The organism is Streptomyces sp. NPDC048521 (assembly GCF_043199855.1).
Classification (GTDB): Bacteria; Actinomycetota; Actinomycetes; order Streptomycetales; family Streptomycetaceae; genus Streptomyces.
This window is the reverse complement of the sequence record NZ_JBICWR010000004.1, coordinates 141,510-165,794: the sequence shown is the minus strand read 5'-3', so window position 1 is coordinate 165,794 and position 24,285 is coordinate 141,510. Positions and strand designations below refer to the sequence as shown.

Sequence of the window (24,285 nt, the reverse complement as noted above, 5' to 3'; positions counted from 1 at the left end):
GCGGCATTCTTTCCGCCCCACCCGCCCAGGACCGTGGGCGGTGAGAGCCCCGGATCTTCGCACGGTTCGCCGCCATACGTGCCGGATCCGCACTATCCGGAGGCATCTCGGGGCACTATGAACGACGTGGCAACCACGGACAGGCGTCAGGTTCGGGGGGGCGGTGCGAGCCGGGTCGGCGGTGCCGTCCGGTCCGTCGGCCGTGCCCTGCACCTGCCCGTCACCGGTGCCGCGCGGGGCATCCGCAAGGCCACGCACGCCCATGGCGCGGGAGAGTCGGGGCTGGGCAAGCTGATCGAGTTGCACGCGGTGAACGGCGCGGGGGACGTGATGGTCACCGTGGCGCTCGCGTCCACGGTGTTCTTCTCCGTGCCCACCGACGAGGCGCGGGGGCGGGTCGCCCTCTACCTCGCCATCACCATGGCGCCCTTCACCGTCCTCGCCCCCGTCATCGGCCCCCTCCTCGACCGGCTGCCGCACGGGCGGCGCGCCGCGATGGCCGGGGCGATGCTGGCGCGGGCGCTGCTCGCGCTGATCATCTCGGGGGCCGTGGCGAGCGGGAGCCTGCAGCTGTACCCGGCCGCGCTGGGCGTGCTCGTGGCGTCCAAGGCGTACGGGGTGGTGCGCAGTGCCGTCGTGCCGCGGCTGCTGCCGCCCCGGTTCTCGCTGGTGAAGGCCAACTCCCGGGTCACCCTGGCCGGCCTCCTGGCCACCGGTGCCGCCGCGCCGATCGGGGCGGGGCTGCACGCCCTCGGTGATCCCTGGCCGCTCTACGGCGCCTTCGTGATCTTCGTGGCGGGAACGTTCCTGTCGTTCTCCCTGCCCCCCAAGGTGGACTCGGCCAAGGGCGAGGACGTGGCGCTGCTCGCGGCCGACGAGCAGCATCTGCACGGTCCGCATCGCAAGCAGGTCAAGCGGCCGGGGCTGCGGACCGTGGGGCCCGCCGTCACGCACGCGCTCGGCGCCAACGCGTCCCTGCGCTGCCTGTCCGGCTTCCTGATCTTCTTCCTCGCTTTCCTGCTGCGCGAGCACCCGCTGACCGGGGAGAGCGCGGCGGTCTCGCTGGGGATAGTGGGTGTCGCGGCCGGTGCGGGCAACGCACTCGGCACGGCCGTGGGGGCGTGGCTGAGATCACGCGCCCCGGAGATCATCATCGCGACCGTCGTCGCGGTGGTGCTCGGGACGGCGGTCGTGGCCGCCGTGCTCTTCGGCGCGTTCCTGGTGGCCTGCCTCGCCGCCGTCGCCGGATTCGCGCAGGCGCTGGCCAAGCTGGCGCTGGACGCGCTGATCCAGCGGGACGTGCCGGAGCTGGTGCGCACCTCCGCCTTCGCGCGCTCGGAGACACTGCTGCAGATGGCCTGGGTGTTCGGCGGCGCGGTCGGCATCGTGATGCCACTCAACGGCACCGTCGGCCTGCTGGTGGGCGCCGTGTTCGTGGCCGTCGGCTGGCTGGCCACCCTGAGAGGGCTCCTCGCCTCGGCCCGGCACGGCGGCCGGCCCCGGGCAGGGGTGGCGTGACGAACCGGACACCGCCTCCCCCGCCACGGGCACACCTGGCGTAACGAACCGGGCACGCCGCACCCCACGTGGGCCGACGGCTCCGGGCGCCCGATAGCCTTCGGCCATGACCACGCTGCAATCCGCTGTGCGACGCCGCCGCGCCGTCGCCGCCGCCGGCGCCGTTTCCGCCGGACTGCTCGTCCTGTCGGCCTGCGACAAGCCGACGCCCGTCGCGACGATCACCGTCGGCCAGAGCTCGGTCAACGCCGAGGCGCTCTGCTACAACGACGGCAAGAAGCTGGACGCCAAGTCGCTGGAGAAGTGCCAGGGGAAGGCCGAGGACGCCAAGTCGATCAAGGTCGACCAGGACGAGACGGTCCGCTTCGGTGTCGACCCGAAGATCGCGGACAGCGGCTGGATCATCCTGGTGAACGGCCGCCAGTTCACCGACGCCAGCAAGAAGACCTACCGCACCATCCCCGGCAGCGCCTTCTTCAACGCCCAGTACGGCACCCAGGGCAACAGCAACACCGTCTCCATCCAGATGGGTGAGAAGGGTGCCAAGGGCTTCTGGTCGTTCAAGCTGAAGAAGGCCTGATCACGGCCCCCGTGCAGGTCCTCGTGGCCACCGCGGTCCCCGCCGAACGGGACGCGGTGGCACGGGCGTTCCCCGGGGCGGCCGAGGACGTGCGTCTGCCGGGCGTCCTGCTCCGCCGTACCGGCGCGGGCTGTGATCTGCTCGCCGCCGGCGTCGGCCCGGCCCTCGCCGCCGCCTCCACCGCCACAGCCCTCACCGCCGCCGCGCTGGACGGCACGCCGTACGGCCTGGTCGTCTCGGCCGGGATCGGCGGCGGCTTCGCTCCCGAGGCGCCGCTCGGCTCGCTCGTCGTCGCCGACGCGATCACCGTGGCCGATCTGGGCGCCGAGACCGCCGAGGGCTTCCTCCCGGTCACCGAACTGGGCTTCGGGACCGTCACCCACCGGCCACCGGAATCACTCGTACGGGTCGTGTCCGAGGCCACCGGCGCCCGCACCGGCACCGTCCTGACCGTCTCCACCGTCACCGGTACCGCCGCCCGCGCCGCCGGGCTGCGCGCCCGGCACCCCCGCGCGCTCGCCGAGGGCATGGAGGGGTTCGGGGTGGCGGAGGCGGCCGCCGCGCACGGGGTGCCCGTGCTGGAGATCCGCGCGATCTCCAACCCGGTCGGCCCGCGCGACCGCGCCGCCTGGCGCATCGGCGACGCCCTCACCGCCCTCGCCGAGGCCTTCGGGAAGCTCGCGCCCGCATTGGAGAGTTGGAACCCGCATGACGACCAGTGAGCAGCAGGCCCTGCAGATCGCGTACTCGCCCTGCCCGAACGACACCTTCGTCTTCGACGCCCTCGCCCACGGCCGCGTCCCCGGCGCCCCCGCGCTGGACGTGACCTTCGCCGACATCGACCTCACCAACGGCATGGCCGAGCGCGGCGAGTTCGACGTACTGAAGGTGTCGTACGCCGTCCTGCCGTACGTCCTCGACGAGTACGCGCTGCTGCCGTGCGGCGGTGCGCTGGGGCGGGGCTGCGGGCCGCTGGTGCTCACCCGGGAGCCCGGTGCGGAGCTGACGGGGCGCACGGTCGCGGTACCGAGCGAGAGGTCGACCGCGTACCTGCTGTTCCGTCTCTGGGCCGCGGACATGGTGCCGGGCGGGGTCGGCGAGATCGTCGTGATGCCGTTCCACGAGATTATGCCGGCCGTGCGGGACGGCAAGGTGGACGCCGGACTGGTCATCCACGAGGCCCGGTTCACCTATCAGAACTACGGGCTGCACAAGCTCGCCGACATGGGCGAGCACTGGGAGCGGACCACCGGGCTGCCGATCCCGCTGGGCGCGATCATCGCCAAGCGCTCGCTGGGCACCGACACCCTGGACCGGCTCGCCGAGTCCCTCCGGGCCTCCGTACGGGCCGCCTGGGACGACCCCGAGGTCTCCCGGCCGTACGTCATGGAGCACGCGCAGGAGATGGACCCGGCCGTCGCCGAGCAGCACATCGGGCTGTACGTCAACGAGTTCACCGCCGACCTCGGCGAGGACGGGTACGCGGCCGTCCGCGGGCTGCTCACCCGTGCGGCGGCCGAGGGGCTCGTACCGCCCCTCGGCCCGACGGCGCTCGCCTTCCCGTAGGACGGACCGAACGCGTTCGCTCTCCCGTGCCGCGCGCCTCAGACGTCCAGCTGGTCGGCGACCGCGCGGAGCAGACCGGCGATCTTCTTGCCGGAGGCCTTGTCCGGGTAGCGGCCCTTCTCGAGCATCGGCGTGATGTTCTCGAGAAGGGTCGTCAGGTCCTGCACGATCGAGGCCAGCTCGTCCGGCTTCTTGCGCTGGGCGGCGGCGACCGACGGCGTCGGGTCGAGCACGGTCACCGAGAGCGCCTGGTCGCCGCGCTGACCGGCGACGACACCGAACTCCACACGCTGCCCGGGCTTGAGCGCTTCGACTCCGGCGGGGAGAACCGAGGAATGGACGAAGACGTCACCGCCGTCGTCGCGGGAGAGGAAGCCGAAGCCCTTCTCGCTGTTGAACCACTTGACCTTGCCGGTAGGCACGTCTGTCCTCGTCCTCGTACTCGTCGGGAAAACTGCTCGGAAACTGCTCTTGATAGCACGAGAGCGGGTCGACCACGACCCGCCGATACCAAGCGCTACCAAGGCTAACGGTCTTGGGGCGGGTGACAAGACGTCCCCCGGTTGTTCTCTCGCGCAGGGAACTACCCTGGTCCGGTGCGTGACAAAACCCAAACGAATTCCGCCGCACCCGGTGACCGACTGATCCGCGCCGGTGCCGTCGTCTTCTTCATCGGGGCCGTGGCCACCCTCGTCACGGTGGCCCCGCTGTTCCTCGGTGCGAAGCCTTTTCCGACGTACATGTTCGGTCTGAGCATGCTCATGGCCGTCGGTTTCCTCGTCGCCGGCGCGGGTGTCCTCCGGTCGGTCGTCGCCGGACGGAATCAGGCGCGGGGCGCCTCCCGGTAACCGGCCAGCCACCGCGGGAAGGCGGCGAGGTCGTCCAGGACCACGTCCGCGCCGGCCGCGCGCAGCTCGTCCGCGGGGCAGGGCCCGGTCGCCACGGCCACCGACAGCGCCCCGGCCGTACGGGCGCCGCGCACGTCACCGGTGTGGTCGCCGACGTACACGCCGGCGCCGTGCTCGCGCAGCGCCCGCGCCTTCCCCTCGGCCCACAGGTCGCCCACGACCACGTCCGGCTCGATGCCCAGGTGGGCCAGGTGCAGCTTGGCGTTCGGCTCGTACTTCGCGGTGACCACCATCGTCCGGCCGCCGGCCGCCCGCACCGCCTCCATCGCCTCCCGGGCCCCTTCCATCGCGGGGCTCGCGGCGATGGCGATCGACGGGTACATCTCGCGGTACAGGTCGGCCATCGCGGGGACCTGCTCGGCCGGGAACCAGTTGACCAGTTCCTCCGCCAGCGGCGGCCCGAGCCGGGTCACCGCCAGGTCGGCGTCGATGTACGTCCCCGTCCGCTCCGACAGCGCCAGGTAGCAGGCACGGATCCCCGGCCGGGAGTCTATGAGGGTCATGTCGAGGTCGAAGCCGACGGTGAGGGAAGCCATGGGGGACATTGTGCCGGGTGCCGAGGTTCACCGGTGCCCTGCGCGGTGGGGCGTGCGGCCCGTGTCCGGCTGCGGGCGCGTGGTGGCCGGTCGCGCAGTTCCGCGCCCCTGGGTCGGACCGGCCGGGCCCACTCGCCCGGCGCCGACGCCGCAAGCACCCCGCGAGGGACGCGGGGACGCGCGGGCGACCACGACGGACCCGCGCCCGACCACCGACCGCGAAACGCCTGGCGCTCACCTGTTCCGCTGTGAGCGCCAGGCCAGGTAGAGGGCCGAGGCAACCGCCGCACCCCGGACGACCCACGGCCAGGTCTCGGCGACGGCGTCCGCCATGTGGCCCTGGACGATCGGCCGGCCCCAGCGGCCGTTGGCCCGTCCCCACAGCCACACCACTCCGGCAGCGAGCGCGGTGCCGGGCAGGACCATCACGGCCCACTTGGTCTCCCCGGGTGTCAGCCGGCGCGAGCCGTAGGCGATCAGCCAGCCCAGGAGCAGCGCGAACCAGTTGCCGAGCACGGCACCGGCGACCAGCGCGGCGGCGGCGAGCAGCAGGAGGGGGTTGGACCAGCGGGCGGCCGGGCGCGGGAGGAGACGACGCGTGGGGGTCTCCGCCGCGGCGGGGACCGGGGCGGCGGGGGCAGGGGCGGCGGCGCTACGGCGGGCGAACAGGCGGCGGCGCGGGCTCGGCGCGGCCTCGGCCGGATCCGCTTCCGGCGTGGTGTCCCGGGCGGCGACCTCCTCCGTCTCCTTGGGCGGCCGCTTGAGCAGCTCAGGGATCTCCACGCCGCCGACGAACCCCGGCACCGCGTCGGCCTCCCCGAGGGGACCGCCCGCGGAACCGCCGAAGGGACCGCCGCCCACGCGCCACCAGTCGGGCGGTGCGGCACTGTCCCCCAGTTCGTGCGCGGCCGCGAGGTGCGGCGGGGACGGCGCGGCGCGCGGGGCGGGGGGCTCGGGTTCGGCCGGGCGCGGGCGGGGCACGACCCGGCGCAGCCCCTTCGGCCGTTCCTCCTGCGCCGGCTGCGGCTTCCCCGCGCGGGGCGCGGGCTGTACGGGCACGGCGGCGGTCGGCGGCTGCGGGACGCGGCCGGTGCCCGCGGTGCCGCCCGCGGCCTCGACGACCTCGTCCGGGCTGCCCAGGTGGTCCAGGATGCGGCGGACGGCGGCCGGAGAGTCCACCGGCGCCTTGGCCCGGCGCCGGTCGATCTCGTTGCGCAGCTCCGACACGAGCCGCATCCGTGTGGCCGACGGCAGCTGCCGCTGCTGAGCGATGTCTCCGACGCGGCTCAGATACTCGTAGACGACCTGGTCGCTCTCAATCCCCACGGGACCCCTCCGGGGCGACGGCGGTGAAACCCCGGTGAGGACGGTACCGCTTCTTCCCGGTTGCCCGGAGTCGGTGCGCCCGTCCCCGGGGGCTGCCGCCGCCGGACCCCCGCTCCGGCCGCAGCGGCCCCGTCCTCGGACGCCGGACGGGCTGCTGGGTGCCGCCCCCGCTTCCAGGCTCCAGGCGGACAGGGATGTCCGCTACCGTTGGCCGGATGAGCCCCGAGGCCCACTCAGCCCCCCGCTCCCTCGCGGAAGCGCTCCGTGTCAGGGACGACGCCTCTCTGGGCGCGCTGTTGCGCAGCCGCCCGGATCTCATCAGCCCCGTCCCGACCGACCTCACCCAGCTGGCCACCCGGGCCGGCACCCGTGCCTCGGTGCTGCGTGCCCTGGAGCGGCTGGACCGGTTCGCGCTGCAGACCGCGGAGGCGCTGGCCGTGGCCCCGGACCCGGCGTCGTACGGGACGCTGCTCGGGCTGATGGCCGGGGACGCGGGGGACGAGACCGTCGCCGCCGCGCTGCCGCGTGCCGTCGGCACCCTGCGCGAACAGGCACTGGTGTGGGGCGACGACGACCGGCTCCGGCTCGTGCGCACCGCCCGGGAACTGCTCGCGCCGTCGCCGCAGCATCCGTCCCCGACCGGTCTCGGGCCGACCGTGCAGGAGGCCACCTCGGGCATGTCGCCGGGCCGGATCCAGGAGATCGTGACGACGGCCGGGTTGCCCTCGACCCATGACTCGGTGTCCGCGGTGGCCGCGCTCACCGCGCTGTTCACCGGCCGCAAGAAGATGGCCAAGCTGCTCGCCGGGGCCCCGGAGGCCGCGCGCGAGGTGCTGTCCCGGCTGGTGTGGGGGCCGCCGTACGGGCAGGTCACCGCCGATCCGGCCGCGCATCTGCGCTGGCTGCTGGACCGGGGGCTGCTGCTGCCGACCGCTCCGGGCACGGTGGTCCTGCCCCGCGAGGTCGCCCTGCATCTGCGCGAGGGCCGCGCGCACCGGGAGCCCGAGCCGCTGCCGCCCGCCGTGGAGCCGGCCGCGACCCACAGTCCCCAGGTGGTGGACGCGACGGCTGCCGGGCAGGCGTACACCGCCCTCGCCACCGTCGAGGCACTGCTGAAGGAGTGGGACGAGGGCGGTCCGGCCGTGCTGCGGGCCGGGGGGCTCAGCGTGCGCGATCTGAAGCGGACCGCCGTCGCCCTCGACGTGTCCGAACCGGTCGCCGCGTTCTGGGTCGAGTTGGCCTACGCGGCCGGTCTGCTCGCCTCCGACGGCGAGGCCGACGAGCGGTACGCGGCCACCCCCGCCTACGACGAGTGGCTGGAGCGGCCCGCCGCCGAGCGCTGGGCCCGGCTCGCGGAGGTCTGGCTGGCGGGCACCCGCACGCCGGGGCTGGTCGGCGGCCGGGACGCGAAGGACCGTACGCTCTCCGCGCTCGGCCCGGGCCTCGACCGCTCGGCCGCACCCGAGGTACGGCACCGGGTGCTGACCCTGCTGGCCGGGCTGCCGCAGGGCACCGCCCCGAACGTCGAGTCGGTGCTGGCCCGGCTGCGCTGGGAGCGGCCGCTGCGCGGTCCCCAGCGCGACGACGACCTGCGGATCCGGCTGGCCCGCTGGACGCTGTCGGAGGCGGAACTGCTGGGCGTCACCGGCCGCGGCGCCCTGTCCGCACACGCCCGCGCGCTCCTGGGCGCACCGCCGGCCTCCACGACCGGCTCCCCGGCCGCCTCCGCAACCGGCACGAAGACCGGGCCCGGAACCGGCACAACGGCCGGGCCCGCGACCGACGTACCGGCCGCTCCCCGCGGTCCCGAGCCCGGCACACCCGCGACCGGCTCCCGCACGTCCCGCGCGGCCGCGGCCCCGGCGGCCGGCTCCCCTGAGCCCTCCGGTCCCGGTGACAAGCTCCCGGTGCACCACCATCGCCCGCCCGTCTCCCGCGCCCCCCTCTCCCCCGCCGAGCAGGCCGTGGCGACGGCCGCCGCTGCCCGGATCCTCGCCCCGCTGCTCCCCGAGCCCCTGGACCACGTCCTGCTCCAGGCCGACCTGACGGCGGTGGCTCCGGGCCCGCTGCGGCGCCCGCTCGCGGACATGCTGGATGTGCTCGCCGAGGTGGAGTCCAAAGGCGGGGCGACCGTCTACCGCTTCACCCCGGCCTCGGTACGCCGGGCCCTGGACGCCGGCCGGACCGCCGCCGATCTGCACGCCTTCCTCGCCCAGCACTCACGCACCCCGGTCCCGCAGCCGCTCGCCTACCTGATCGACGACGTGGCCCGTAGGCACGGCCATCTGCGGGTGGGCGCGGCCTCGGCGTACGTGCGCTGCGACGACGACACCCTGCTGAACGAGATCCTCGCCGACAAGCGGGCCGCCGCCCTGGGCCTGCGCCGCCTCGCCCCGACCGTGCTGGCCACCCGGTCCGACCCGGCGACGCTGCTGGAGGGCCTGCGCGCGATGGGCTACGCCCCGGCCGCCGAATCCGCCGAGGGCGATGTCCTGATCACCCGGGCGCACGCCCACCGCACCCCGCCGCGCACCGCCCCCGATCCGGTGCCGGACGGCCCGCCGCCGCCCGACGCCACGCTCCTCGCGGCGGCGATCCGCGCGATCCGGGCCGGCGATCTGGCCGCCACCACCCCGCGCAAGGCCGGCGGTACGTCCCCGGCGGGCGGCGAACTGCCCCGCACCTCCTCCGCCGAGACCCTGGCCACCGTGCAGGCCGCCGTCCTCACCGGCGAGTCCCTGTGGATCGGCTACGTCAACGCCGAGGGCACCGCCAGCCAGCGCGTCATCGCCCCCATCCGCGTGGAGGGCGGCTTCGTGACGGCCTACGACCACACGGCGGACGAGGTCCGGACGTACCCCCTGCACCGGATCACGGGGGTGGCCGAGCTGGCGGACGACTGAGGTCGCCCAGGGCCTGTCCGACGATGCGCGGCCGACGGGAGTTCGACGACAGGGCCTAGCAGTCCCCGACCGGGGCGTGCGCGGGCAGGCCGAAGTGGGCGCGGGCGGCGCGCTCCAGGCCGTCGGAGGCCATCGGTTCGTCGAGGGTGCGGCCGGCGTACCCACCGAAGTGCGCCCGGGTCCACCGCCCGTAGCCGTCGCCGTCGGGGGGCGCCTCCCGCGACACCACCCGGTAACCGCCGTCCGCGTCCCGCTGCAGCCGCACCACCTGCGGGTTCTGCCCGCCGCTGCACTCCACCAGGCTGCCGTCGCGCACCCCGTACTCGACGCACAGCGTTCTGACCCCCGCCCGCACGTCGTCCCCGCGCCGCTCCAGGTCGAGCGCCTCCGCCCGGCAGAACCAGCGCGCGGCGAGCCCGGGCACGGCCTCGCCGTACCCGGCCCCCCGCGCGTCCGCCGCGAGCCGGGCCTCGATCACCGGCCGTACCTCGCCCCACAGCCGGGTGTCGGCGTTCCCCCGCCCCATCGCCCAGGCTCCGGTGGCGATCAGCACCACCACGGCGCCGACGCCGGTTGCCCCTCTGCGTACCGACATCCGTGATCTCCTCACCGCGCCGCCCACACCGCGCCTCGTCGCCGGTCAAGACACGCGAGCGGCAGGCGGGGTTGCGCGGCCGCTCCCCCGCCCCTCGGACAAGCCTCTGACCAGGCCGGACAGGTCATGGGTGTCCCGGACACGTCCCGGACACCGCAAGCCGTTGTGGGCCCCGGATCACCCCGGCCAGCCTTTCGGTCCGTCAGCCGGACCCGCCTCGGGCCCGGCGCGCGTCCGACGAACGAGAGGAAGCACGGGATGTCTGCGATGAACACGGTGAGGACCACGGCCGTCGCGGGGGCGGCCCTGGCCATGTGCCTGGGGGGCCTCGCCATGGCCGGCCCGGCCCGCGCGGCGGCCGCCCCGGGGTCGCTGATCGCCGAGCAGGCGCTGGGCCAGTACACGAGCGGCAACGCCGAAGTGCAGAAGCGGAAGTACGAGGGGGACGCCAAGGGCGGCGACACCGAGCGCAACAACTGCAACTTCTACACCGGCTTCTGGACGGCCAAGGCCAACCTCCGCTGGGACCGCACCAGTGCTCCCCGCACCGGCACGATCAACAACCACCAGGCGTGCGGCACGAGCAAGGGCTACATGTACATCAAGGTCGACGGCGCCTGGAAGAAGACCTGGACCAGCGTGAAGTGGACCTCGCGCGCCTGGTGCGCGGACTTCGCCAAGTACACGTGGTACTGGGGCAAGGCGGACGTCAAGGGCCTGAACGCGGCCGCCGACTCGTTCCGCACGTACGGCAAGGCCCACGGCACCTGGCACACCGAGGCGCAGGTGGCGGCGAACCGGTACCGGCCGAAGCCCGGCGACGTCGTCTCCTACGACGACAACCGTGACGGCCGGGCCGACCACGTGGGCGTCGTGACCTCGTACAACTCCGCCCGGAAGGTCTACAACTCGGTGGAGGGCAACACCTCGCTGGAACAGCTCACCTACAAGAAGACGCAGTCCGCCACGTCGGGCAGGGTCCTCGGCTACACCTCGCCGACGGCGCGCTAGCGGGCGCCTGACGTTGTCCTGAAAGGGTTTTGTTCCATGGCAGGCCCACAACAAGTATGGGTTCCATGGACCAGAGATCGCTCGCGTTGCAGGAGTTGCGGACCGCGGCGGACCTGAACGCGGAACTGCGCGAGCTCAAGGCGCGCTCCCGGCTGACGTACCGCCAGCTCGAGGAGCGCGCCGCCCTGCAGGGCGAGCTGCTGCCGCGCAGCACGCTGGCCGACGTGCTGCGCAACGGATCGCTGCCACGGCAGGAGCTGCTGGTGGCGTACGTGCGCGCGTGCGGGGAGGGCGACTACGTGGACGAATGGCTGGCCGCCCGGAAGCGGGCCGCCGAGTCCCCGGCGCGCGGTCCGGCCTTCGGTGGCTCGGTGGGCTCAGGGGTCTCACAGACCTCGAACGGCCCGGCGGCCCCGGGGAGCGGTCGTCCGGCGGCGAAGGCCTTGGGCTCGGTCCGGCGGCTCCTGCGCACCCGCCGTACCCGCGTCCTCGCCGGGTCCCTCCTCGCCGTCGCGCTGATCACGGCCGCCACCTGGTCCCTGCGGGACCCTGGCGGCTCGGGATCGTCCGGGGCCGTGGGGCTGCCGCGGGGGCACGTCCTCCTCCGGCCGCTCGCCTCCTCCGGCCTGTGCGTGACGGACGGACAGGTCACGGACGGGCGGTACCACTCCCTCGTCGCCGTGCAGCGCCCCTGCGTCGAGACGGCACCGCAGACCACGACCCTGGACCCGGTGGGCAAGGACGCCTACCGCATCGCCTGGTACCGCCCCGACCAGGGAAAGGGCTGTCTGAAGGCGCTCACCTCCGGGCCCGGAAAGGGGCTGCTCGAGCCCTGGGACGCCTGCGAGCAGACCACCGCCTTCCGCTTCGTCCCGACGGAGCCCCGGACAGCGAGGCGGTCCGGGACGTCCGAGAAGTCCGCCGGCCGGAGCTATCTGATCCGGATCGACGACCGGACCTGCGTGGGCATCAGGGCCGCGAGCACCAGCGCGGGCACCGAGGCCGTCGCCGAGCCCTGCACGGGCGCGGACGCCCAGCTCTTCGTCGTCGAAGCCGCGCCGTAGGCCGTTCCCGCACCCGTGAGCGCGGTTGATCTCGGGGCCCGCGAGCAATTCCGCTCGATGAGGCACACTGGACGTTTGGCCGTTGTGGAAAGGGTGTACCGCGCGTGAATGGTCCACTGATCGTCCAGTCCGACAAGACCCTGCTCCTGGAAGTCGACCACGAGCGGGCCGACGACTGCCGTCGGGCCATCGCGCCCTTCGCCGAACTGGAGCGGGCGCCCGAGCACATCCACACCTACCGGGTCACACCCCTCGGTCTGTGGAACGCGCGGGCGGCCGGGCACGACGCCGAGCAGGTCGTGGACGCCCTCGTGCAGTACAGCCGCTATCCCGTACCGCACGCGCTGCTGGTGGACATCGCCGAGACGATGGACCGCTACGGCCGCCTCACCCTCTCCAAGGACCCCGCGCACGGACTCGTCCTCACCACCACCGACCGGCCGGTGCTGGAGGAGATCCTGAAGTCCAAGCGGATCGCCCCGCTGGTCGGCGCCCGCATCGATCCGGACACCGTCGCCGTGCACCCCTCCGAGCGGGGGCAGATCAAGCAGGTGCTGCTCAAGCTGGGCTGGCCGGCCGAGGACCTCGCCGGGTACGTGGACGGCGAGGCGCACCCGATCGAGCTGCTGGAGGACGGCTGGAACCTGCGGCCGTACCAGAAGCAGGCCGTGGAGAACTTCTGGCACGGCGGCAGCGGGGTCGTCGTGCTGCCCTGTGGCGCCGGCAAGACGCTGGTCGGCGCGGGCTCCATGGCCCAGGCGAAGTCGACGACGCTCATCCTCGTCACCAACACCGTCTCCGCCCGGCAGTGGAAGCACGAACTGGTGAAGCGGACCTCGCTCACCGAGGACGAGATCGGCGAGTACAGCGGGACGAGGAAGGAGATCCGGCCCGTCACCATCGCCACCTACCAGGTCCTCACCACCAAGCGGAAGGGCGTCTATCCGCACCTGGAGCTGTTCGACTCCCGGGACTGGGGTCTGATCGTCTACGACGAGGTGCATCTGCTGCCGGCTCCCGTCTTCAAGTTCACCGCCGATCTCCAGGCGCGGCGGCGGCTCGGTCTCACGGCCACGCTGGTCCGCGAGGACGGCCGCGAGTCGGACGTGTTCTCGCTGATCGGTCCCAAGCGGTTCGACGCGCCCTGGAAGGAGATCGAGGCGCAGGGCTACATCGCGCCCGCCGACTGTGTCGAGGTCCGGGTCAATCTCACCGACTCCGAGCGGCTCGCCTACGCCACCGCCGAGACGGAGGAGAAGTACCGCTTCTGTGCCACCACCGCCACCAAGCGGAAGGTCACGGAGGCCATCGTCCGCCGGTTCGCCGGGCAGCAGATCCTCGTCATCGGCCAGTACATCGACCAGCTCGACGAGCTGGGCGAGCACCTGAACGCCCCGGTGATCAAGGGCGAGACGTCCAACGCCCAGCGCGAGAAGCTCTTCGACGCCTTCCGCGAGGGCGAGATCAGCGTGCTCGTCGTCTCCAAGGTCGCGAACTTCTCCATCGACCTGCCCGAGGCCACGGTCGCCGTCCAGGTGTCCGGCACCTTCGGCTCCCGGCAGGAGGAGGCCCAGCGGCTCGGACGCGTGCTGCGCCCGAAGGCCGACGGCCACCAGGCCCACTTCTACTCGGTCGTCGCCCGCGACACCATCGACCAGGACTTCGCCGCGCACCGCCAGCGCTTCCTGGCCGAGCAGGGCTACGCCTACCGGATCGTGGACGCGGACGAGATCCTGGCGGAGGGCGCGGAGGGCACGGGCTGACGCACCGGGCGGCGCCGCACGGCCGCCCAGGCGAGCAGCGCCAGCCCCAGCAGCGGGTACGGCGCCGCCAGGGGCTGCTGCCACCACGGGACGTGCAGGTCGCGGTCGCCCGCGTGGGGAAGCAGCCAGAGCGTGCGGGCCGTGAACGCCGCAGCCGTCAGCGCCGCCGCAAGGACGCGGCCGTCGGCGAGGAGCACGACGAGGAGCGGTACGCACCACACCCAGTGGTGGGACCAGCTGATCGGGGAGATCAGCAGGGCCGTGAACGCGGTGAGCAGGATGCCGTACCGGTCCTCGCGGGCGCGTGCCGCCAGGCAGAGGCCCACCGCGCCGACGACGGCTGCCGGGAGCGCCCAGGCGAGTCCCGGGGCGGGGTCGCCGAGGGCCCGCGCGACCAGGCCCTGCAGGGACTGGTTGTCCACGATCCACGCCTTGCCCACCCGGTCGGTCTCGTACAGGCGCCGGGTCCAGAAGTCGGCGCTCGCCGAGGGGAGCAGCAGGCCGCCGAGCAGGACCGTGCCGGTGAAGGCCGCCGTCGCCGTGGCCGCCTCGCGTCTGCGTCCGGTCAGGAACAGGTACGGCACGAAGAGGGCCGGGGTGAGCTTGATGCCGGCCGCGATGCCGAGGGCCACACCCCTGCCGCGGGCGGTGGGGGGCCGGGTGAGGTCCCACAGGACGAGGCCGGCCACGGCGAGGTTGATCTGGCCGAACAGGATGGTCTGGAAGACCGGTTCGAGCCAGAAGCACAGGGCCGTGGCCGCACCCAGCAGGGGCAGCGGGGCGGTGCGGGCGGCCAGCCGGGCCGAGAGGACGATCAGGATCGCGAGCAGGAGCGCGTTGCCCGCGAGGAAGGCCGCCTTCAGGACCGGGACGGGGAGCCAGGCGGCCGGCACGAACAGGACGGCCGCGAAGGGCGGGTAGGTCGCGGGGAGCCGCCACCGGGTGACCGTGAAGCCGTAGAGATCGGTGCCGTGGGCCACGGCCGCGCCCTCGGCCCGGTAGACGAGGAGATCGGCCATGGGTGCGCCGCGCAGGACGCACAGCGTGGCGAAGGAGGCGAGGGAGAGGGCGAGGAGAGGGAGGGCCGTCCGGTTCCGCACGGACGTGACCCTATGCCGTCACCTGCGCCGTATGCCCGCTTCCTCGCCGTACTCGCCGAGGACGACCACGCTGAACGCCGCCTCCGCGAACACCTTGAGGGCACGCAGGGCGTTGCCGAGGCGGTGGTGGTGCGGGCCGTCCACGGCCGTGGCGCCGGACGGGGGTCGGACAGGGGCTGGGGTGAAGGACGCTGCGCTCATACCTCCATGGTGGAACTTCGGGCATAAGACGCGCATCGGTCTGGGGGGTCGATTTCCGGGCCGCGCGTAGGCCTCCGGATGGATCCCGGCCCCTACGCCGGGCAGAGCCCGCCCCCTAAGGGTCGAGCCCTCCGGAGGATCCGGCGTGGAAATTCATTCGCCTCCACCCGGCCCCCTCACCTAAAATCTCCGCTCTTGCCCGCCTCCCCCAGGGAGTGCCGCCGTCCGGACGGAAACCGGACGGCCCGTCTTGCCCCAGTCATGGAAGAGCAGATCCGGAGGCACCCCCTTGTCCACGCCCGCCCACGACCCGCTCGACGACCCGCTCGCCCGAGAGCGCTCCCACCTCGCCGCCTCCCGTGCCGCGCTGCGCGCCATGCGCGAGGACGTGGAGGCGCTGGACATCCGGGACGTCACCGCGAACTGGGTCAACGCCGAGGTGCTCGCCCGGCAGATCGACGATCGCATCAAGGCGCTGGCCGACCTCAGCGACACCCCGCTGTTCTTCGGCCGGCTCGACTACCTGCACGCGCCGGGGGCGGAACAGGAACCGGAGGGGCGCGGAGCGGCTTCGCCGCAAGGGCGGCGTGGGGAGACGGGCGGGCAGTTCTACATCGGGCGGCGGCATGTGCACGACGCCGACGGGGACCCCATGGTCATCGACTGGCGTGCGCCGGTCTCGCAGCCGTTCTACCGGGCGTCCAAGAAGGACCCCATGGACGTCGGGCTGCGCCGCCGCTTCGGCTACACCGGCGGCGACCTGACCGCCTACGAGGACGAGCACCTGTCCGACCCGGCCGAGGCGGCCACCACCAGCAAGCTGCTCCAGCAGGAGATCGAGCGGCCCCGCGTCGGCCCGATGCGGGACATCGTCGCCACCATCCAGCCCGAGCAGGACGAGATCGTCCGCAGCGGGCTCGGCGGCACGGTGTGCGTGCAGGGCGGGCCGGGCACCGGAAAGACGGCCGTCGGCCTGCACCGGGTCGCGTATCTGCTGTACGCCCACCGGGACCGGCTCGCCCGCACCGGCACGCTCGTCATCGGGCCGAACCGGTCGTTCCTGCACTACATCGAGCAGGTCCTGCCCGCGCTCGGCGAGTTGACCGTGCGGCAGGCCACCGTGGACGACCTGGTCGCGCAGGTGGAGGTGCGCGGCACGGACGACGCGGCCGCCGCGGTCGTCAAGGGCGACGCCCGGATGGCCGAGGTGCTGCGCCGGGCCCTGTACTCCCACGTGCGGATGCCCACCGAGCCGGTCGTCGTCGTGCGCGGCTCGCGCCGCTGGCGGGTTCCGGCGTACGAACTGGAGGTCATCGTGCGGGAGTTGCTGGAGCGGGACATCCGCTACGGCGCCGCGCGCGAGGCCCTGCCGCAGCGGATCGCGCACGAGGTGCTGGTGCAGATGGAGCGGTCCGGGGAGGCGCCGGACGACCGGGTGCAGGACGCCGTCGCCCGCAACAGCGCGGTCAAGGCGGCCGTGAAGGAGATCTGGCCGGCCGTCGACCCGGCGAAGCTCGTCCTGCGGCTGCTGACCGACGCGGACTTCCTCGCCGAGCACGCCGACGGCGTCCTGGACGACGACGAGCAGAAGACGATCGTGTGGGCGAAGCCGGTGCGGAGCGTGAAGTCGGCCAGGTGGTCGGCGGCGGACGCGGTGCTGATCGACGAGGCGACCGATCTGATCCAGCGCACGCACTCGCTCGGCCATGTCGTCCTGGACGAGGCGCAGGACCTGTCCCCCATGCAGTACCGGGCGGTCGGCCGCCGCTGCACGACGGGCAGCGCGACGGTGCTGGGCGACCTGGCGCAGGGGACGACCCCGTGGGCGACCCGCAGCTGGCAGGAGGCCCTCGCGCACCTCGGCAAACAGGAGGGGCACATCGAGGAGCTGACCGCGGGGTTCCGTGTCCCCACGGACGTCATCGCCTACGCCTCCCGCCTGCTGCCCCACATCGCGCCCGGCCTCACCCCGGTCGCCTCCGTCCGGGAGAACCCGGGCTTCTTCGAGGTCCGTACGGTCACGGAGGCCGGCGAGATCGTCGCCGCGTGCGAGGAGTTGCTGCGCAACGAGGGCTCGACCGGTCTGATCGCCGCGGACGCCCGCGTCCCGGCGCTCGCCGAGGCGCTGACGGCCGCGGGGATCACGTATCTCGCGCCGGGCGAGGAGACCACCCGCGAGACCCGCCTCACCCTCGTCCCGGCCTCCCTCGCCAAGGGTCTGGAGTACGACTACGTGGTCCTGGACGAGCCGCAGGCCGTGGTCGACGGCGAGCCGGACGAACGGACGGGGCTGCGGCGGCTGTACGTGGCGCTGACGCGTGCGGTGTCGGGACTGATCGTGGCGCACGCCGCACCGTTGCCGCCGCAGCTCGCCGAGTAGGGTGCCGTGCCGGTCCGGCAGGTCCGCCGGGAAGGGCCCGCTCGAGCAGGCGGTGACGGCGGCGGCGGCCCGCTGTGCGCGGCGTCACCCGCCGCGCAGGTCCCGGTCCGCGGCCGTCAGGGCATGCGCGGACGGCACACCTAGGCGGCGGCGCCGTCCAGCATCGTCCGCCATTGCGCGACCGCCTCCGCCGAGACCGGCCCCGCCCAGCCGGAGGGCCGGGCCGCGCCGCCGATGTGGAACCCCTCGATGCCGGCGGCCAGGAGCTGCGGGACGTGGGCGAGGTTCAGGCCTCCGCCCACCAGGATCCGCTGCTCGTACCCGGGCTCCCCGGTCCGCGCCGCCTCCGCGAGCAGCGTCGGCAGCCCCTCGCCGACGCCCTCGGCGGCACCGGCCGTCAGGTAGGTGTCCAGGCCCGGCAGATCCGCGAGCTGCTTGCGCAGGGCGTCGCGGTCGGCGGCCCGGTCGATCGCCCGGTGGAAGGTCCACCGGCAGCCGCCGAGCGCGCCGACGACCCGCTCCACCGCGGCCAGGTCGACCCCGCCGCCCGCGTCGAGGAACCCGAGCACGAACTGGTCGGCGCCCGCGTCCCGCATCTCCCCCGCGACGCCGACCAGCCGCTCCACGTCACCGGCCGCGAACCCGTCCGCCAGGCGGAGCATCACGCGCAGGTCGATGTCGACGGCGGCACGGATCCGGGCGACGGTGGCGGGGGACGGGGTGAGTCCGTCGGCCGCCATCTCGGTGACCAGTTCCAGGCGGTCCGCGCCTCCGGCCTGGGCGGCGACCGCGTCCTCGACGTCGAGGGCGATCACCTCCAGGACTGCACGCTTGCTCATGGCACCCCATTCCTCGGCATTCAGCGGGCGACTACAGGTCTAGTCCAATTCCAAGACTACGCCCGTACGCGAACCCCCTTCACCCGAAGATGTTGAGTTGCCCCTCCCGCGCACCCGCCAGCTCGTACGCGGCGGCGTTCACCGGCCGCCCCGAGTACAGCCGTACGAGCGAGGCCGCGTCGCCGATGTACCGGGCGGGCGGATCCGCCGCCACCGCCGCGCCCAGCCGCAGCGGCTCGTCCACGTCGTCGAGATCGGCGTGCACGGGCAGGTGCTCCTTCTCCCGGGTGATCCGCACCAGCAGCGTCAGCGCGTCCGGCAGCCCGGCCCCCGCGTACGCCCCGGGCTCGCCGAGGACCTCGCGCACGTCCCCGGCGTGCACCCACTCACCCAGGGCGATCATGTCCAGCACCCCGCCCGCCTCGGCGATCACCGGCCCGGCCTCGGTCATCCCGCGCTCCAGCTCGTCCACGACCCGCGCGTTCGACCAGTGCGCACGTTCGGCGATGTCCCGGTCGTTGGACTCGGGCGAGAACACCCCCCGCTCGAACCGGCTCTCCACCACCCGCCGCAACGCGGCCGAACAGTGGGCCAGCACGTCCCGCACCGACCATCCCGGACACGCGGTGGTCGGCAGCGCGAAGTCGGCGTCCGGCCGGGACCGCAGCATCGGAATCAGGGCGTCCCGCTCCACGGCCAGCAGCCGCCCGGGCAGTTCGGGGTCCCGTACTTCGTTCACGTCAGTCATGGGGGCCACGCTAGGGGCGCCGGTGGAGGGCCGTCACGCGGGAAACCGACGCGCAGCCGTCACGGAGGGAGCCGGCCGTCGGCCGTCACGGAAGAATGGGCCCCATGGCCGACCTCGACGCCCTGCGCCTCCGTTTCGCCCGTGCGCTGGAAGCAGCCCGCGCCCCCGGCGGCGGCCCCGACCCCGCGCCGTACGCCGACAACCTGCTCGCCCGCTGGCAGGAGCCGCAGCGCCGGTACCACACCCTGGCCCACCTCACCGCGGTGCTCGACCACGTCGACGTACTGCAGGGGCATGCCGCCGACCCGGACGTCGTCCGCCTCGCCGCCTGGTTCCACGACGCCGTCTACCTCCCCGAGCGGTCCGAGAACGAGGAGCGGTCCGCGCGGCTCGCCGAGCGCGCCCTGCCGGAGGCGGGTGTGCCGGACGCCAGGACGGCCGAGGTGGCGCGGCTGGTCCGGCTCACCGTCACGCACGACCCGGCCGACGACGACCGCGACGGCCAGGTCCTGTGCGACGCGGACCTCGCGATCCTGGCCGCGCCCCCGTCGGCGTACGCCGCGTACACCGCCGAGGTCCGCGCGGAGTACCACTTCGTCCCCGACGACGCCTTCCGGGAGGGCCGTTCGGCGATCCTGCGCCGGCTCCTCGGACTTCCCCGGCTGTTCCGCACCCCCTACGGGCAGGAGCGCTGGGAGGCCACCGCCCGCTACAACCTCGCCTCGGAGCTGGAATTGCTGTCGACCTGAGCGGGCGGGGCCTCCTAGGGTGCGCGCATGCGACCGATAAACGGGGATCATGTGAACAGGGCCGTCGCGGGCCTGGTGGCGGCACTGCGACCGGCGGTGGACCGGGACTGGGAGAACACCGGGGCCGGGCGGCTCCAGTGGAGCTGCCGGAAGACGGCCGAGCACGTCGCGAGCGATCTCATCGCCTACGCGGGCCAGTTGGCGGGCCGCGCCCAGGAGGCGTACGTCCCCTTCGACATCGTCCTGGACGAAGGCACCGACAACGCCGGCCTGCTGCACGTCATCGAGACCACCGGCATGCTGCTCGCCACGGCCGTCCGCACCACCCCGCCCGGCGTCCGCGCCTTCCACCCCTACCCCTTCCGCAGTGCCGACCGCGAGGGCTTCGCCGCGATGGGCGTCGCCGAGGTACTGCTGCACACCCACGACATCGCCGAGGGCCTGGGCCTCGCCCACGAGCCGGCCGACGACCTGGCCGAGTCCGTCCTGACCTGGCTCTTCCCCCACGTCCAGCCCGGCCCCGCGCCCTGGCCGACCCTGTTGTGGGCCACCGGCCGCGGCGAACTGCCCGGCCGCGCCCCGGTCACCGACTGGCGCTGGCGCAACAACCTCGTCATCCCCACCGAACGCCTCACCCTCACCGGTGTCCGTCCGGCCGCCGCCCGCGATCTGCGCCTCGGCGGCGACGGCGGCCTCGAGTGGCTCGAGGGCGGTCCGTACGAGGGCACGCGCGAGGCCGCCGGCTTCCTGGTGAAGGCGTACGAAGCGGGCGTGCACCGGCCCGAGTTCGGGGTCTTCACCCTCGTACGGCACGAGGACGGCCGCGCGATCGGCGGCATCGGCTTCCACGGCGCCCCGGACGAGGAGGGCCGCGTGGAGATCGGCTACGACCTCCTCGAGGGCGCCCGCGGCCAGGGCTACGCCACCGAAGCCGTACGCGCCCTGACCGAGTGGGCCCTGGCCCGGGAGGACGTCGACCTGGTGCTCGCGACCGTCGAGGCGGACAACCTCCCCTCCCAGCGCGTGGTCACCCGGGCGGGGTTCACCCGCGCGACCGTCGAGGAGCTGCGGACCGCCCGCGAGGACCACGACGTGGAGGGCGGGCTCCAGCTCTACGTCCGCCGGACCTGACGCCCCTTGGGCCGGCGCAGTCCGGCGGCGCGCAGCAGCCGCACCACCTCGCGGCTGCTGATCTCCACCGCCCCGGCGGCCACCGCGTCCGCGTACCGGTGCGACGGAATGTCGTAGTGGTCGCGCTCGAAGGCCCGCCGGGGCACGCCCAACCGCTCGGCGAAGCGGTGCAGTTCGTCGTACGACACATCGCTCACCAGGTGCGACCACATGCGTCCGTGGCCGGGCCAGGCCGGTGGGTCGATGTACACGGTCACGGGCGCCTCACGAGGACGCCGTCCCGCCCGTGGCCGACCCCAGCGAGCCGACCGCGGCGACCTTCACGCCCGCCTTGTGGCACACCCAGTGCGGGGCGGGGCCCAGTTCCGGTTCCACGTCCAGCGCGTGGGGGTCGCCCGAACCGCACACCGAGCACAACGGCCAGCGGCCGTACCGCTCCAGCAGCGCGTCCTGCACGTCCTGTGCGACCAGCCCGGCCACGTAGGCGGCGCCCTCCGGCCACTGTTCGACCCACCAGCGCCGCTGCGCCACGGCGTCCTCGACCAGGGAGACCACGTCCGCCTCCGCGACCTCGCGCGCCACCAGGTCGGCGAGGACCAGGGCGCGCGCCGCGTGCAAGGCCTGCTCAAGGGGACTGATGGGCTCCATGCACCCATTGTGCGCACTCTTGACCGCTGGACCGAACCGAAAATATCTTTCATGGGTGACCCAGGACATGAAGGAAATTTTCGGCAGTCCGGGCGGCTCGCTCGCCGCCAAGGTGCGCACCCTCGCCCCCTCCATGACCCGGTCCATGCAGCGCGTCGCCGAGGCCGTGGCGAGCGACCCGGCCGGCTGCGCCGCCCTCACGGTCACCGGCCTCGCCGAACTCACCGGCACCAGCGAGGCCACGGTCGTCCGCACCGCCCGCCTCCTCGGCTACCCCGGCTACCGCGACCTGCGGCTGGCCCTCGCCGGGCTGGCCGCACAGCAGCAGTCGGGCCGGGCGCCCGCCATCACCACGGACATCGCGGTGGACGACCCCATCGCCGACGTCGTCGCGAAACTGGCCTACGAGGAACAGCAGACCCTCGCCGACACGGCCGCCGGACTCGACACCGTCCAGCTGGGTGCCGCCGTCACCGCGCTGGCCGGCGCCCGGCGGACCGACGTGTACGGCATAGGGGCGTCCGGGCTCGTCGCCCAGGACCTCACGCAGAAGCTGCTGCGGATAGGGCTCATAGCCCACGCGCACAGCGATCCGCACCTCGCGGTGACCAACGCGGTGCAGCTCCGCTCGGGTGACGTGGCCATCGCGATCACGCACTCCGGCTCGACGGGGGATGTCATCGAGCCACTGCGGGTCGCCTTCGAGCACGGGGCGACCACCGTCGCGATCACCGGAAGGCCCGATTCGCCGGTGACGCAGTACGCCGACCACGTCCTGACCACCTCCACCTCCCGGGAGACCGAGCTGCGGCCGGCCGCGATGTCCTCACGGACGAGTCAACTGCTGGTGGTGGACTGTCTGTTCGTCGGTGTGGCCCAGCGGACGTACGAGACCGCGGCGCCGGCGCTGGCCGCGTCCTACGAGGCGTTGGCGCATCGGCATCGCAGTGGGCCGCGCTAGACCGCAGGACCGACCGTTGTGGGGATCCGCGGGCTCGTCGGGCTCGTCGCGCCCCGCGCCCGAGTCGCACGCCACGAGGGGCCCCGCGCCCCCAGGTAGGTTCACCACCCCCCATGGAAAAGTCACCGGAGAGAGCCGCCCCCCAATGACCTCTCATGACCTGCGCAGTGAGCTGGCCGCGTTGACCACCGAGGCTTTTCGGCCCGAGCTCGCCGACATCGATCAGTTGCCCACCCTTGAGATCGCCCGCTTGATGAACGGTGAGGATGCGGGCGTGCCCGGTGCCGTCGCGAAGCAGTTGCCCCGGATCGCCGCCGCCATCGACGCGGTGGCCGAGCGCATGGGCCGCGGCGGCCGCCTCGTCTACGCCGGTGCCGGTACCGCCGGACGGCTGGGCGTGCTGGACGCCTCCGAGTGCCCGCCCACCTTCAACACCGACCCCGCGCAGGTCGTCGGCCTGATCGCGGGCGGCCCCGAGGCCATGGTCACCTCCGTCGAGGGCGCCGAGGACTCCGAGGAGCTGGCCCGGGGGGACCTCGACGCGCTGCGGATCACCGCCGACGACACGGTGGTCGGCATCTCCGCCTCCGGCCGGACCCCCTACGCCGTCGGCGCCGTCGAGCACGCCCGAGCGCTGGGCGCCCTGACCATCGGCCTCGCCTGCAACGAGCACAGCGCGCTCGCGGCCGCCGCCGAGCACGGCATCGAAGTCGTCGTGGGCCCGGAGCTGATCACCGGCTCCACCCGGCTGAAGGCGGGCACGGCCCAGAAGCTGGTCCTGAACATGCTCTCGACCATCACGATGATCCGGCTCGGCAAGACGTACGGGAACCTGATGGTCGACGTCCGTGCCTCCAACGACAAACTCCGGGCCCGCTCCCGCCGGATCGTGGCCCTGGCCACCGGCGCGAGCGACGAGGAGATCGAGAAGGCCCTCACCGAGTCCGGCGGCGAGGTGAAGAACGCGATCCTGATCCTTCTCGCCGAGGTCGACGGCCCGACCGCCGCCCGCCTTCTGGCGGAGTCCGGCGGCCGTCTGCGCGCCGCACTGGCGCACTCGGCCGGCTGACCCGCCCCGCTCGCCCGGCCGAAGACCTCGGCGGTGGAGCGGTCCCGGCCGTGCTCGGCGCCGTCGATCACGCCTGGCACCGGGCACCATGGAGGCAAGGAGGCAACGCACTGATATGAATCACGCCCAGCTCACCGCCCTGGGACGGGCGCTCCGGCTGCTCGGGGAGCACGGGGAGGCCCTTGGCGCCGACACTCCGGACACCCGGCTGCACGAGATCAGGAACGATCTGCGCAGGGCACTGGACCTGGTGGAGGAGAGTGCCGCCGGCACCGCGCCCAGCACCCGGTGCCCGGAGCATCCGCAGGGGCCGGTCGACGAGAGCGCACCCGATCTGTGTCTGCTCTGCGAGACCCGGCGGCGGGCCGCCCGGCGGTCGGAGTTCCAGGGCGGCAGGCCCCGTCCTGGGGAGCCGGTCGCCCAGGCCCCCTCCCGTTACGGCGTGCGCGGGGACCGGCCCCAGCCCCAGCAGCGGTGGCTGCCGGAGCTGTGGAACGGGCAGGAGTGGCAGCTGTGCGGAACGCCGAGGCGGGACCGGCGCGAGGCCGAGGCGTACCTCGCCGCCCAGCGGCGCGGCTCCCGGCCGGCCATGGCGTACCGGCTCGTGCACGAGTTCACCGACTACGAGGTGCTGCGGGTCTGGGGGACGCCGGTGCGCGTCGACATCGAGCCCATGGGCAACCTGTAGC

General features: G+C 73.7%; 25 protein-coding genes. 15 read left to right on the top strand and 10 right to left on the bottom strand.

Going from position 1 to position 24,285, the window contains the following annotated elements; all coding sequences use genetic code 11:
- Positions 1-117: 117 nt before the first annotated feature.
- From ACGFRF_RS11720 to ACGFRF_RS11705, 4 genes are all read left to right on the top strand, one after another.
- A complete protein-coding gene (locus ACGFRF_RS11720) occupies positions 118-1,518 on the top strand; it encodes an MFS transporter (protein WP_393738665.1) in 1,401 nt (466 codons plus the stop codon).
- A gap of 106 nt (positions 1,519-1,624) precedes the next feature.
- On the top strand, positions 1,625-2,098 hold the full coding sequence (locus tag ACGFRF_RS11715) for a DUF2771 domain-containing protein (RefSeq protein ID WP_393738663.1): 474 nt from the start codon (positions 1,625-1,627) through the stop codon (positions 2,096-2,098).
- Positions 2,099-2,121: 23 nt separating this feature from the next.
- A complete protein-coding gene (locus ACGFRF_RS11710; protein ID WP_393739339.1) occupies positions 2,122-2,820 on the top strand; it encodes a futalosine hydrolase in 699 nt (232 codons plus the stop codon).
- Positions 2,807-3,664: a 1,4-dihydroxy-6-naphthoate synthase gene (locus ACGFRF_RS11705; protein ID WP_393738661.1), complete on the top strand. Its 858-nt coding sequence runs from the start codon at positions 2,807-2,809 to the stop codon at positions 3,662-3,664. The genes ACGFRF_RS11710 and ACGFRF_RS11705 overlap by 14 nt, the downstream gene beginning before the upstream one ends.
- A gap of 38 nt (positions 3,665-3,702) precedes the next feature.
- On the opposite strand, the gene ACGFRF_RS11700 is transcribed toward ACGFRF_RS11705, so the two are convergent.
- Positions 3,703-4,086, bottom strand: coding sequence for a cold-shock protein (locus tag ACGFRF_RS11700; RefSeq protein ID WP_393738659.1), 384 nt, complete (start codon positions 4,084-4,086; stop codon positions 3,703-3,705).
- Between the two features lie 174 nt (positions 4,087-4,260).
- Here ACGFRF_RS11700 and ACGFRF_RS11695 point away from each other — a divergent pair, with 174 nt between their 5' ends.
- Positions 4,261-4,512, top strand: coding sequence for a hypothetical protein (locus ACGFRF_RS11695; RefSeq protein WP_393738657.1), 252 nt, complete (start codon positions 4,261-4,263; stop codon positions 4,510-4,512).
- Here the strand turns inward: ACGFRF_RS11695 and ACGFRF_RS11690 are convergent.
- Together ACGFRF_RS11690 and ACGFRF_RS11685 are read right to left on the bottom strand one after the other, a co-directional pair.
- The gene (locus ACGFRF_RS11690; protein WP_393738655.1) at positions 4,488-5,117 is read right to left on the bottom strand and encodes an HAD family hydrolase; all 630 of its coding nucleotides are present in this window, start codon (positions 5,115-5,117) and stop codon (positions 4,488-4,490) included. The genes ACGFRF_RS11695 and ACGFRF_RS11690 overlap by 25 nt on opposite strands.
- Positions 5,118-5,342: 225 nt before the next feature.
- On the bottom strand, positions 5,343-6,434 hold the full coding sequence (locus tag ACGFRF_RS11685) for a hypothetical protein (RefSeq protein WP_393738653.1): 1,092 nt from the start codon (positions 6,432-6,434) through the stop codon (positions 5,343-5,345).
- Between the two features lie 215 nt (positions 6,435-6,649).
- On the opposite strand from ACGFRF_RS11685, the gene ACGFRF_RS11680 reads away from it, so the two are divergent.
- Positions 6,650-9,337 (top strand): helicase C-terminal domain-containing protein, encoded by a 2,688-nt coding sequence (locus ACGFRF_RS11680; RefSeq protein WP_393738651.1) that lies wholly within the window; start codon positions 6,650-6,652, stop codon positions 9,335-9,337.
- 55 nt (positions 9,338-9,392) lie between these two features.
- Here ACGFRF_RS11680 and ACGFRF_RS11675 read toward each other — a convergent pair whose 3' ends face one another.
- On the bottom strand, positions 9,393-9,932 hold the full coding sequence (locus tag ACGFRF_RS11675) for a hypothetical protein (RefSeq protein ID WP_393738649.1): 540 nt from the start codon (positions 9,930-9,932) through the stop codon (positions 9,393-9,395).
- Positions 9,933-10,190: 258 nt separating this feature from the next.
- On the opposite strand from ACGFRF_RS11675, the gene ACGFRF_RS11670 reads away from it, so the two are divergent.
- The 3 genes from ACGFRF_RS11670 (at position 10,191) to ACGFRF_RS11660 (ending at position 13,770) form a co-directional block, all read left to right on the top strand.
- Entirely contained in the window at positions 10,191-10,943 is a 753-nt protein-coding gene (locus ACGFRF_RS11670; RefSeq protein WP_393738647.1) for a CHAP domain-containing protein, read from the top strand.
- Positions 10,944-11,008: 65 nt separating this feature from the next.
- Positions 11,009-12,007 carry a hypothetical protein gene (locus ACGFRF_RS11665; protein ID WP_393738645.1) on the top strand — a complete coding sequence of 333 codons (999 nt, stop codon included), beginning with the start codon at positions 11,009-11,011 and terminating at the stop codon, positions 12,005-12,007.
- 104 nt (positions 12,008-12,111) lie between these two features.
- Positions 12,112-13,770 (top strand): DNA repair helicase XPB, encoded by a 1,659-nt coding sequence (locus ACGFRF_RS11660; RefSeq protein ID WP_393738643.1) that lies wholly within the window; start codon positions 12,112-12,114, stop codon positions 13,768-13,770.
- On the opposite strand, the gene ACGFRF_RS11655 is transcribed toward ACGFRF_RS11660, so the two are convergent.
- Together ACGFRF_RS11655 and ACGFRF_RS11650 are read right to left on the bottom strand one after the other, a co-directional pair.
- Positions 13,713-14,870, bottom strand: coding sequence for a glycosyltransferase 87 family protein (locus ACGFRF_RS11655; RefSeq protein ID WP_393738641.1), 1,158 nt, complete (start codon positions 14,868-14,870; stop codon positions 13,713-13,715). The genes ACGFRF_RS11660 and ACGFRF_RS11655 overlap by 58 nt on opposite strands.
- 18 nt (positions 14,871-14,888) lie before the next feature.
- Positions 14,889-15,071 (bottom strand): hypothetical protein, encoded by a 183-nt coding sequence (locus tag ACGFRF_RS11650; RefSeq protein ID WP_393738639.1) that lies wholly within the window; start codon positions 15,069-15,071, stop codon positions 14,889-14,891.
- A gap of 289 nt (positions 15,072-15,360) precedes the next feature.
- Between ACGFRF_RS11650 and ACGFRF_RS11645 the strand changes: the two genes are divergently transcribed.
- Positions 15,361-17,451: a HelD family protein gene (locus ACGFRF_RS11645; protein WP_393738637.1), complete on the top strand. Its 2,091-nt coding sequence runs from the start codon at positions 15,361-15,363 to the stop codon at positions 17,449-17,451.
- A 140-nt stretch (positions 17,452-17,591) separates the two neighbouring features.
- Here the strand turns inward: ACGFRF_RS11645 and ACGFRF_RS11640 are convergent, their stop codons facing one another.
- Both ACGFRF_RS11640 and ACGFRF_RS11635 read right to left on the bottom strand, forming a co-directional pair.
- The gene (locus tag ACGFRF_RS11640; RefSeq protein ID WP_393738635.1) at positions 17,592-18,290 is read right to left on the bottom strand and encodes a copper homeostasis protein CutC; all 699 of its coding nucleotides are present in this window, start codon (positions 18,288-18,290) and stop codon (positions 17,592-17,594) included.
- A gap of 79 nt (positions 18,291-18,369) precedes the next feature.
- Positions 18,370-19,038 (bottom strand): maleylpyruvate isomerase family mycothiol-dependent enzyme, encoded by a 669-nt coding sequence (locus ACGFRF_RS11635; protein ID WP_393738633.1) that lies wholly within the window; start codon positions 19,036-19,038, stop codon positions 18,370-18,372.
- 104 nt (positions 19,039-19,142) lie between these two features.
- Between ACGFRF_RS11635 and ACGFRF_RS11630 the strand changes: the two genes are divergently transcribed.
- Both ACGFRF_RS11630 and ACGFRF_RS11625 read left to right on the top strand, forming a co-directional pair.
- Positions 19,143-19,787 (top strand): hypothetical protein, encoded by a 645-nt coding sequence (locus ACGFRF_RS11630; RefSeq protein ID WP_393738631.1) that lies wholly within the window; start codon positions 19,143-19,145, stop codon positions 19,785-19,787.
- A gap of 27 nt (positions 19,788-19,814) precedes the next feature.
- Positions 19,815-20,918: a GNAT family N-acetyltransferase gene (locus ACGFRF_RS11625; RefSeq protein ID WP_393738629.1), complete on the top strand. Its 1,104-nt coding sequence runs from the start codon at positions 19,815-19,817 to the stop codon at positions 20,916-20,918.
- On the opposite strand, the gene ACGFRF_RS11620 is transcribed toward ACGFRF_RS11625, so the two are convergent.
- Positions 20,900-21,175, bottom strand: a complete 276-nt coding sequence (locus ACGFRF_RS11620; RefSeq protein ID WP_393738627.1) for a DUF4031 domain-containing protein — start codon at positions 21,173-21,175, stop codon at positions 20,900-20,902. The genes ACGFRF_RS11625 and ACGFRF_RS11620 overlap by 19 nt on opposite strands.
- Positions 21,176-21,182: 7 nt before the next feature.
- Positions 21,183-21,566, bottom strand: coding sequence for a hypothetical protein (locus ACGFRF_RS11615; RefSeq protein WP_393738625.1), 384 nt, complete (start codon positions 21,564-21,566; stop codon positions 21,183-21,185).
- Between the two features lie 67 nt (positions 21,567-21,633).
- On the opposite strand from ACGFRF_RS11615, the gene ACGFRF_RS11610 reads away from it, so the two are divergent.
- The 3 genes from ACGFRF_RS11610 to ACGFRF_RS11600 all read left to right on the top strand — a co-directional run bounded on the left by ACGFRF_RS11610 (position 21,634) and on the right by ACGFRF_RS11600 (position 24,284).
- Positions 21,634-22,527 (top strand): MurR/RpiR family transcriptional regulator, encoded by an 894-nt coding sequence (locus tag ACGFRF_RS11610; protein WP_393738623.1) that lies wholly within the window; start codon positions 21,634-21,636, stop codon positions 22,525-22,527.
- Between the two features lie 145 nt (positions 22,528-22,672).
- Positions 22,673-23,596, top strand: a complete 924-nt coding sequence (murQ, locus tag ACGFRF_RS11605; RefSeq protein WP_393738621.1) for an N-acetylmuramic acid 6-phosphate etherase — start codon at positions 22,673-22,675, stop codon at positions 23,594-23,596.
- Positions 23,597-23,711: 115 nt separating this feature from the next.
- Positions 23,712-24,284: a hypothetical protein gene (locus ACGFRF_RS11600; protein WP_393738619.1), complete on the top strand. Its 573-nt coding sequence runs from the start codon at positions 23,712-23,714 to the stop codon at positions 24,282-24,284.
- Position 24,285: the final 1 nt, after the last annotated feature.